This is a genomic window from Roseiflexus sp. (assembly GCF_057785375.1).
This window is the reverse complement of the sequence record NZ_JBYNRX010000059.1, coordinates 23,419-33,277: the sequence shown is the minus strand read 5'-3', so window position 1 is coordinate 33,277 and position 9,859 is coordinate 23,419. Positions and strand designations below refer to the sequence as shown.

Genomic DNA, 9,859 nt, shown 5'->3' with positions numbered 1-9,859 from the left:
GCAGGTCTGAGACCGGACCCGCCGGATTCTGTTGCGCCAGGCGGGGCGCAGACCGGACCCGACGGATCCCGTCGCGTCGGGCAGGGTGGAGACCAGACCCGACGGATCCCGTTGCACCGGGCGGGGCGCAGACCGGACCCGACGGATCCCGTCGCGCCGGGCAGGGTGGAGACCGGACCCGCCGATCCGCCGCAATGGGGGGCAGGGCGGAGACCTGCCCCGACGGATTCTGTCACGCCGGGCAGGTCGGAGACCTGCCCCGACGGTCGCGCCGCCGATTATCGAACCACAAGGGGCAGCGACACGAACACCATCTCGAACGCCCCGATGTCACACCGGCCGCCCTGAGGGCGGAAGACGCCGCGCTGGTCGGTGGCGGCGCAGGAGGCGTTGTCGCCCGCGTTGAGCGCCGGGCTGCTCGCAGTGAGCGGGAAGTAGGCGGGTGAGCCGGTCAGCGCGCCGAGGTTGGGGTCGGCGCCGATGATGTTGCCGTCCGCGCCGTCGGTCAAATCGCAGGCGTTCGCACCGGTGTCTTCGATGAGGTTGTTGTTGTTCGTGCCGCCCAGCGTGCCGACGCAATCGCCGCCGCTCGCGCTGTTGGCGATGATCGTGTTCCTGAGCGTCGCGCTGCCGCCAGCAATGCGGATGCCGCCGCCGTTCTCGGCGCTGTTGCCGGAGAAGGTGCTGTTATTGACCGCCAGTGTGCCATTGTTCCAGATGCCGCCGCCGCCGCCGCTCAAGCCGGTGGCGCTGTTGCCGGAGAAGGTGCTGTTGATCACGGTCAGCGTGCCGCTGCTCAAATTGACAATGCCGCCGCCGCTGCCTGCTGTGTTGTTAGAGAAGGTGCTGTTCCTCACGGTCAGCGTGCCAGAATTGACAACGCCTCCCCCGCTCAACGGGGTGCTTGCCTGCCTGATGGTCAGGTTTTGCAGGGTCAGGTTCGCGCCGATGTCCACGATCATCACCCGCACAACGTTGTTGCCGCTGATAGTGACGTTCTGCCCGCTGCCGTCGATCGTCAGCGTTCCCTCCCCGCTCACGATACTGGGCAGCACCCAGCCGAGCGTGATCGTGCCGCTGACGCTGAAGGTGATGGTGTCGTTAGCATTGCTGGGTGAGCCGGGGCAGTCGGTGTCGGCGCCGTTGTTCGCTTCCTGAATCGCTTCGCGCAGCGTGCAGGCGCTGTCGTTGGCAATCGTATCCAACAGCGAATTGACAACATACCCCGCTGCGTACACGGGCGGAGCATGCTGCCGCGCGAACAGCATCACAACCAGCAGCAGAGCGACGACCAGACGTAACTGTTTCATGATGACCTCCTGGAATGCGTGCATCGACAAGGATACCGGGCGTCAGGGAATGCGGTATGCCAGCAAGACGATCTCAGTAGAACCCATATCGCTCGCGCCGCTCGATTTGACCATGCCCGCGCCCGGCGCGTGCCAGGCGATATTGGCGCTGTTGAGCGTGAACGCGAGCGCGCCGGAGATGTAGATGTCTATTTTGTTGGTGCAATCCACCCGCAGCGCCTGGAACTCGCCTGCCGGGACGGTGACCGTCTCGACGTTCCCGGCTTTGCACGAAAGCGCCGCCACATTACGGGTTTGCACGGTCACGCCAGCCGTGGTTTGCTGGCCCGAATACACAATGTTCTGCGTCCACGTCTGCCCCGGCTGCGGATCGGCGGGAAAGGTCACGCCGTCGTTTGACTCGACCGTGAACGTGAACTGCTCGCCAGCGGCGGCTACCGTCGGACCGCCGCCCGGAGTCAAGGCAATGAGATTGCCGTCCTGACAGGACCAGTTGCCGGTGCGGGTCGTGCCGGCGCTGAAGGTGTCCTGGTCATCGAAGCCATCGGCGCGGACGGTCGTGATGGCGCGGGTGAAGGTGTCGTTGCTCACGCCGCTCAGGCGGTATTGCCACGACGCCCCCTGCACCACCGGGTAATATCGGTTCTGGCACGCCCCGGCGGCAGCGCCCTGCGCGGCAGGCGCTGCCGTTGGCGTGGCGTTCGGCGGTGGATAGTAGGGAACCAGCCGCTCTTCGAGTAAACGGGCGACGTTGATCACTGCCTGCCGCTCGAAGCCGCGTCCCTCCACCTCGACGTACCAGCCGTTGATCACCGCGTGAATGGTCACGCGGTCGCCATCTTCCTTGACAATCGCAATCTTCCCCAGCGGGAGCGATTCCGCTCCTGCGACAAAGTCGGGATATTGCAGGTTGGCATCATAAATCTGCTCGCCGGGCGCTTCCATCCTGATGGTGACATAGACCTTCTGCCCGTTACTGAAGTTGTAGTAGCAGGCCGTCTTGTTCACCGCGGCTTCAGGCACTTTGTCGGAAAGGGTCTGACCAAGCAAGGCGCTGACATCGGAGTCGGTCAGCAACGCGCATTCTTCCATTCCGGCAGTATCGAGCGGGCGCGGATCGAGCGACGCAGCGGCAGGCGCTGTGGTTGCAACGGGCGCCGGGGTTGGCGCTGCGGTCGGCGACAGGTTGGCGGCTGGCGTCGCCGACGGCGCGCCGGAAGGTTGGGAGACAGCCGTCGGCGCTGCCGTCGCGCCGGGGACGGAGGACGCGCCCGACGAACAGGCGGGCAAAAGAAGCGCGATCAGGATCAGACCGGGATAAGCGAGTTTCATAGTGATCTCTGTTCCTTGGAGCGAAACTCTGATAGCGATGATTCGATGTCGCACAGGATGGCGTGTATTGGCCGTCCTGGATTGGCGTTGGTTTCGACAGGCTCAGCCAACGCCGGTTGTTGCCCGGCGGCTGATGGTGTTGGAGTCATTATTCCGTTGTCTGCTCGTCCGCCCGGCGACTGAAGTCGCGGGCTCCGGAAGCGAAGCCCACCTGCGCGGGCTTGACCTAGCGATACCGGATTATTGTGTGAATGTTCAAATCCAGGAGAGCGACCGATCCGTATCAGCCCGTCTCAATCCGCGCGCATCCGTGTACTATCACGTACTGCGCAAACGCGCAATGAACGCGCTAAACTGCATTGATCACGGGTTGCTGGCGTCAATCCGCGAAGGTGCACGACCACCGTCCCTTGAGCCGTGTGGTTTCAAAGGTTCCCGACTTGCCATCGGGTGCGACGACGACGGTTCCTTCCCCGGCGAACATTTGCAGATCTTCACCGGGGCGATAGAGACCGACCTCGAATCTCGCCAGCGTCGGCTGATTCGGAGTGACCCCGCCGCTGACAGAGAGGAGGAAGGTGGCGACCGGCGTCGGCGGCTCCTGGCCCGCAATGAACGTAACAATGAAGGGATCTGCTGAGGGCGTGAACGAGCACATGGCAAATCCGGCAATCGAAACGATGTTCAGGCTCTTTAGCGTGGTGACGCCTGCCATCTCCGGCGGCGCTTCGATCACGACTTCCATATCGATCAGGGCGCCGGAGCCGGGAACAGCCGTGGGAGCAAGAGCGCTCAGTGATGTAGGGGTGAACGCGATCACGCGGTCCGTCAGGAGCCGACCGATATCAATGAGCGCCTGCCGCTCGACTCCATACCCATACAACACGGTGTACCATCCGTTGACCACCAGATACAGTGAGAGATTGCCGCTGTTATCCCGGATGGCTGCGACGTCGCCTAGCGTAACAGGTTCGACCGTATTGCCCAATCCCTCTTGTAACTTGATCACCTTATCGTACGCTTCCCTACCGGGATTGAGCAGGTCCATCTCGAAATCGACCCGTTTTTGGCCATCGAATTCGTATGAGCAGGTAAGGATGAACCCATCTTTGAGGGGAACGGTCGTGATCAACGACGAACCGAGAATGCCCGCAATGGACTCTGCGTTCAAGACCGCGCAGGGTTCACTTGTGCGTGGATCGACCGGTCCGGCGGAGATCGGCGCCTGAGTTGGCGCAGTCGTGGCAGCGGCTGGCGCCTGGGTTGGCGCATTTGCATCATTGGCTGGCTCCTGGGTTGGTGCAGCGGCAGGAGCGGCGGTTGGGGCGCTGGTCGTGGTGTTGCCCGCTGCGCAGGCGGACAGGATGAACAGAACTGCGAGCAAACACAGCAAGGGATGGGCGGTTCGTTGCATGAAAGCACCTCTGAGACGATTGACAGTACGATAACGACCCGGTCGATCATGAGAACCGGACGATTGGTATTGTAGCGATCGAGCGTCCTCAAAACGTCCTCGTCACCATCGAGCGCACACAAAGGTGCGAAGGCGCAATATTCCGCTCTCCGCCTTCCCGCCCGGCGGCTGATGGGGCCCACCCACCTGGCGGCTGAAGCCGCGGGCTACGGTTGCGAAGCCCGCCTGCACGGGCTGAACCGGGCGATACCGGATGATGTTCTCAAAAATCATCATTTGCTCCTGAGGGGCCTCCGGCGATCCGTCCGCGTTCGCGGGAGAGGAAGCGCCGGCGCAGTCCGACGCCCGGCGCGCACATGCCCCCAAAGCGCGGTTTCAACCGCCGGTCGGGGTTTCATAATGCCCGTGTGTGTAAATGTCATTCTATGCGGCGCCCGCCCGCTGGGAATGAGAAGGACACGGATGCGAAGGACACGCACGGATCTGCTCGTGGTGGAAGGCTATCAATCCGTGTAAATCCGTCTCGATCTACGAACTTCTGTGTTCCCCATCACGACGTTTTGCGGCGCTTTCGTGGAGCGGCGACGACCGCCGATTGATGTGCGACGGGCACAGCGTGCAAGCCCGAGGCGCAGAGGGCATCGAGGCAATGCCGACGCAGCCGCTCAGCGTCGGGCATGCCCAGTGGAATCGCCAGCGGCGCGAAGTAGCGCCGGGCGATAGTCTGCGCTTCGATCAGTTCCGCGTCAGAGGCTGCGGTGAAGCCAGGAGCGGCGCGGATCTGCGCGAGCAGCGCCAGTCCCTCGCCGATCAGCAGCTGATCGGGGCAGGCGCGCGCCAGCATCACGGACTTTTCCGCCGCCTGCGCGGCTCCATCGAGGCGACCGAGCCGCAACAGGCCGCCAGCCCGCGCCAACCAGCCAAGGGATTGCACCGGCAGTTCACCGGCGACGCGCGCCTGCTCGATGATCTCATCTGCTTCAGCCAATGCATCGTCAGCGGGCGCTGCCCGCAATCGGTCACACAGATACTGGGCGCGGGCATGCAGGATAAGTGATGGCACATTTGCAGACCTTGCCGCCTGAAGCGCTCGTTCGTGCATGTCCATCGCCTGCTCGACATCACCCAGCAGGCGCCAGAGTTGACCCGCCAGCAAGCCGGTTGCGTACACCACCGGCTGGATCTGCGCATCCTCGGCGCGCGCCATCAGTTGCGCCAGCGACATCGTGGACGACGTTCCCTGCGCGAGAACGACAAATGTCAGATAGGTCTGCATGAGCAACGCGCCATACTGACTGTTTACCTGGGTTGCAATCTGCAATCCTTGCACGAAATCCTGCTGCGCGGCAGCAAGTTCGCCGGTGCGCAGGTAGGCCCAACCACGCCCGGCGTATTTGCCCCACATGCCTGGCATGTACGACACGCCTGCAACCTCGATCGATTGGGTGTATACCCGAATCGCTTCGTCATAACGACCGTAATTGAGCATCAACTGGCCGATCATGGTGAGCGCTGCCGCTTCCAAACGCCGCAGTCCGCTGCGTTGCGCCAGGGCGACCGTTTGATCGAGCATCTCGCGCGCCTGTGCATACTCCTGGGCGAAGACCAGCGCAGTTCCGAGATGGTTCAGGCTTTGTGTTGTCTGGACGATCACACTGTGGACATCGGCGTCATCCTGCTGCATCTGGTCGGTAAGCGCACAGGCGCGTCGCAGGTCATCGACGGCTTCGCGCACCCGTCCCAGCATGAGGGCGCTGACGCCGCGAATATTGAGCGCGCGCACAGCGTTGGGCGCATCGTGCAACGACGACGCCAGTTCGAGCGCCTGCGACGCGACGGCGTGCGCTGCTTCGGCGCGGTCGCAGGTATAGAGCGCGTAGGAGTGCGCAACCAGCGCCTGGATGTAGAGCGCCGGGAACTCACGGCTCACGTCAACGGCGTCGCGCAGGAGCGACAACGACAGGGAGGACTCTCCCTGATACAGCGCAATGGTGCCGCGTTGCACGGCGGCCTGCGCCCGGAGTTCGCGCACATCACGGCTCGTCCCTTCGAGAAGCGACTCGGCGCGCGCGGTGGCGTCCAGCGCCTGTTCAAACGCCGCCAGATCGGTGCTCTCACGCGCGTGTTCCAGCCAGAAACGCGCCGCCGACTGTGTACAGCGCGCCATCTCATAATGTATGGCAATTCTGGCAGCATACCCATTCTGACCAGTATGCACCGTCTCCAGGCTCCGGGCGGCCTGCTGGTGCAGGACGACGGCGCGTTCGGCAGCAATATCACTCAGAATAAGGTCGTGAATGACGTGGTGCGAAAAGGCGTAATCGTCGGCGCCATGGGTGACGGTATCGATCAACAGTCGTCGGGCATGCAAATCGTCCAGCGCCGACGCATACGCCGACAGAGTCCAGCCGAGCATCTGCTGCAATTCGTCATCGGCGAATGAAAACCCCAGGATCGCTGCTGCTTCCAGCATCTGCCGATTGCGCTCACCAATGTCGCGCAGGCGCATTCTGAGCGAGTCGCGCAGCCCTGTCAACCCGCGTCTCTTCGGGTGATGCGAGTCGCGCAGGCTCTCGGCAGCCTCGCGCAGAAAGAGCGGCATGCCGCCCGCGTGCCGTCTGATATCTTCGAGCGTATCGGCATCGATCGCGTCTCGCCCCAATGCCTGCTCCAGAAAATAGTTCGTCTCAGACGGCGTAAACGGCTGGACATGCAGATCGAGCGCGCAGCGCTGGCGGCGCATCATTCGTTTGGCGGAGAGCAGCGACGGGGTAATGATGCCAGATCGGTGGGTGACAATGATCAGCAGCGGGAGCGAAAGACAGATGTCTGCCAGTTCGATCAGGGTTTCGAGCGACCAGTTGTCGATCCAATGCGCATCTTCGATGATCAGAATCGACGGTTGATGCAGTGCGAGCGCCTGTATGCCCTGCCGGATGGCGGAACGCAACGCTGCCGCGTCCGGTTGTGATGGCGCGATCAGATCGGGACGCAACCCGATCAAATCGGGAACCAGCGGCGCCAGACGACGGAGCCAGTCGGCGGCGCTCTGAAGCAGGCGCGGCGCGGCGGCAGTAAAAATGTGTCGCCAGGGCAGGTAGGGATGGCGCTCTCCGACATTCCTCGATGGCTGACAATACCCCCAGAACACGCGCAGTTCCGACGTGCTGTCCATAGCGCCGAACTGTCGTACCGCCTCCTGCACCAGCGTGGTCTTTCCCACGCCGGGTTGCCCGGAAACGAAGACAATCCGCCCGCGTCCTTGCACAGCGTTGCGCATCAGATCGGACAGTTGCTGAAGTTCATCGTCCCGACCAATAAAGAGGGACGCCTTCGAGGAGCGATCAGGCGTCATGGAACGCGCCAGGCGGTGATGGAGAATATCGTGATAGAGGGCGGTTGTCTCCGGCGCCGGCTGAACGTGCAACTCCCGTTCCAGGTCCTGCGCCAGCGTGCGGTACATATCGAGCGCAGCGGTGCGGCTGCCCGCAAGTGCTGCGGCGGTCATCGCCAGCCGCACCGCTTCCTCGTCCCAGGGGTCGTGTGACACCAGCAGGCGCGCCCACCTCCATGCACGACTCCAATCGCTGCGATCCATCCAGGCGCGCACCAACGATTTGAGCAGAAGCAGGTACCGCTGGCGCAGCGCTTCGCGCCGAACGAGAATATCATCGTCTGTGTCGATGCCGGGCGCCAGGTCGCCGCGGTAGAGTTCAGCCGCCGCCTCCATCTCGTGCAGCGTCGTCCATTCCCGCTCGAAGGCATGCACATCGACCTGACACTCAGGCGGCGCATTCCAGACGATATGTTGAGTTGAAACAACCAGCCACTCACGAGCGACAGGGGGCAGGAGGGAGCGGAGCAGATGGAGATGACGGCGCAGATTTGCCAGCGCGTCAGCCGGATCATCGTCGGGCCAGAGGGTGAACGCCAGTTGTTTGCGGGGAAGCGGCTGGCGCGGCTGAAGCGCAAGACGGGTCATCAACCGCCGCAGGCTCTCGCGTTGCGGCAGATTCGTGCGCGCTTCTCCGGCTTCGAGGCGAATATCACCCAGGAGAACGATGCGAAGAGGGGATGCAGTCGATTCCATCGGCGCTTCCCGTTATGAGTGTAGTTTGTCATAGAACCGGATACGCGCAGATTGAGACGGACTCTTGCGGATCAGGCGATGCGCTCCTGGCTTGCGATGGCATACGGATGCGCACAGACCAAGCCAGGTTCGATGGCTTATACCTGTTCGACCAGCGCCGCCATCAGTTCCCGGCAGAAGGCGGGGATGTCGGCGACCACCCGCCCCCAGACCAGGTTCCCGTCGCGAAAGGCGGCTTCATCGACCCAGATGGCGCCAGCGTTGATCAGGTCGTCTTTGATACCGAGCGAGCCGGTCGCTCGGCGACCACCGACGATCCCCGCCGAGATGGCAATCGATCCGCCGTGGCAGATGATTCCGATCACCTTGCCAGCCGCATGCATCGCCTGCACCAGGTCGGTCACCGCCCGATAGCGGCGGAGTTTATCCGGCGCCCAACCGCCGGGCAGCACCAGTGCGAAAAGATCATCGGCGCGCAGTTCGGCAATCGTAGTCGTCGGCGTGATCTCCAGCCCATTCTTCCCGCGCACCGGGCGCAGATCCAGACCGGCCGCCACAACCTCGGCGCCTTCTTCCTGCAACCGCATCATCGGCACATAGAACTCGAGGTCTTCGACGCCTTCCGCCAGCAGAATTGCAATGCGCTTCCCGGACAGTCGCATAGTGTCGTCTCCTTCACTATTTGTGAACGATTCATTGTACCGCATTTCGCGGGAAGGAAGGGTGGATGCGGGGTCATCATATTTGGAGAGGATGCCGTCGCGCTACGGGCGTAAGCCCGCACTACGGACGTGCAAGCCCCCGCTGCGGGCGCAAGCCCGGCTGATACTCATGCGCGGTCATTTGTGCGAGAATAGTTTTTGAGAACATAATCCGGTATCACCCGGTTAAGAGCCTATCCGAAAAAATCGCTGACTGAAGTGCGATCGGGTAGGCGAAGGCAATGCCTTCGCCTACCCAACAGTGGCGAGCACCCCGGAGTGCTGCGGGCGCACGAGACCGCGCTACATTAGACAATCGCACGGGTGAGCGAGAGAGAATGGTTCTCCGGTTATATTGACATATAGTACTCATATGCGCTAAGATTTCAAAAAAGGGTTGCTACAGTTACAACACCCCTTTCTGCACAGGACTAAAGGTGAATCACTCAACGGGCATTGAAAGCGTCCATTAGCAAATGGGCGCCGGGCATCGGCGCAGGCGCTATGGCTCTTTGGTCGCACCATCAAACGAAGCAGATCGGGAAAAAAGCGGTGGAGATCTTCGAGAAAGACATAGTACTGTCGGGTAGTGCAGAACCCCCTGATGAAGGATCGTCGATTAACGGAGTGGATTCAGCAAGAAGTCTCGAAATGCTGAGATTGCAAGCCATGATTAACCTGATGAAGGCTGATGGTATAGCCCGAGCCGAGGAGCGTGAGTTCATGCGAATTATTATTAGCAATACAACGTTAACCGAGGAAGAGAAGAGTCTTCTCATCAATCATATGGACATAGGAGAGAAGTTTACTATAGATTCGCCCGAAGATACCGTAGGCTTACTCATTGACCTGATAACACCCGCAAAATGTGATGGAAGCGTTCATGTTGCGGAGAAAATGTATATCAGACAGGTTGGCAGGTTAATGGGGTTTTCTGATCACGATATTGAGGAAATGCTGGAGTCTGTCAACAACCGGGATCGGTCACATATCAGTACATGACGCGTTTTGG

The 9,859-nt window shown here is 61.6% G+C and carries 6 protein-coding genes; 1 reads left to right on the top strand and 5 read right to left on the bottom strand.

The window, feature by feature from the left end:
• Nucleotides 1–278: 278 nt before the first annotated feature.
• The 5 genes from AC3EA7_RS10815 to AC3EA7_RS10795 all read right to left on the bottom strand — a co-directional run bounded on the left by AC3EA7_RS10815 (nucleotide 279) and on the right by AC3EA7_RS10795 (nucleotide 8,808).
• Complete coding sequence (locus AC3EA7_RS10815; protein WP_488614062.1) at nucleotides 279–1,310, bottom strand: choice-of-anchor Q domain-containing protein; 1,032 nt, start codon at nucleotides 1,308–1,310, stop codon at nucleotides 279–281.
• A gap of 42 nt (nucleotides 1,311–1,352) precedes the next feature.
• Nucleotides 1,353–2,642: a TapB family protein gene (locus tag AC3EA7_RS10810; protein WP_488614061.1), complete on the bottom strand. Its 1,290-nt coding sequence runs from the start codon at nucleotides 2,640–2,642 to the stop codon at nucleotides 1,353–1,355.
• A 379-nt stretch (nucleotides 2,643–3,021) separates the two neighbouring features.
• The gene (locus AC3EA7_RS10805; RefSeq protein WP_488614060.1) at nucleotides 3,022–4,056 is read right to left on the bottom strand and encodes a hypothetical protein; all 1,035 of its coding nucleotides are present in this window, start codon (nucleotides 4,054–4,056) and stop codon (nucleotides 3,022–3,024) included.
• 550 nt (nucleotides 4,057–4,606) lie between these two features.
• Nucleotides 4,607–8,146 (bottom strand): ATP-binding protein, encoded by a 3,540-nt coding sequence (locus tag AC3EA7_RS10800; RefSeq protein WP_488614059.1) that lies wholly within the window; start codon nucleotides 8,144–8,146, stop codon nucleotides 4,607–4,609.
• A gap of 137 nt (nucleotides 8,147–8,283) precedes the next feature.
• The gene (locus AC3EA7_RS10795) at nucleotides 8,284–8,808 is read right to left on the bottom strand and encodes a type 1 glutamine amidotransferase domain-containing protein (protein WP_488614058.1); all 525 of its coding nucleotides are present in this window, start codon (nucleotides 8,806–8,808) and stop codon (nucleotides 8,284–8,286) included.
• A gap of 495 nt (nucleotides 8,809–9,303) precedes the next feature.
• Here AC3EA7_RS10795 and AC3EA7_RS10790 point away from each other — a divergent pair, with 495 nt between their 5' ends.
• Complete coding sequence (locus tag AC3EA7_RS10790) at nucleotides 9,304–9,849, top strand: TerB family tellurite resistance protein (protein ID WP_488614057.1); 546 nt, start codon at nucleotides 9,304–9,306, stop codon at nucleotides 9,847–9,849.
• Nucleotides 9,850–9,859: the final 10 nt, after the last annotated feature.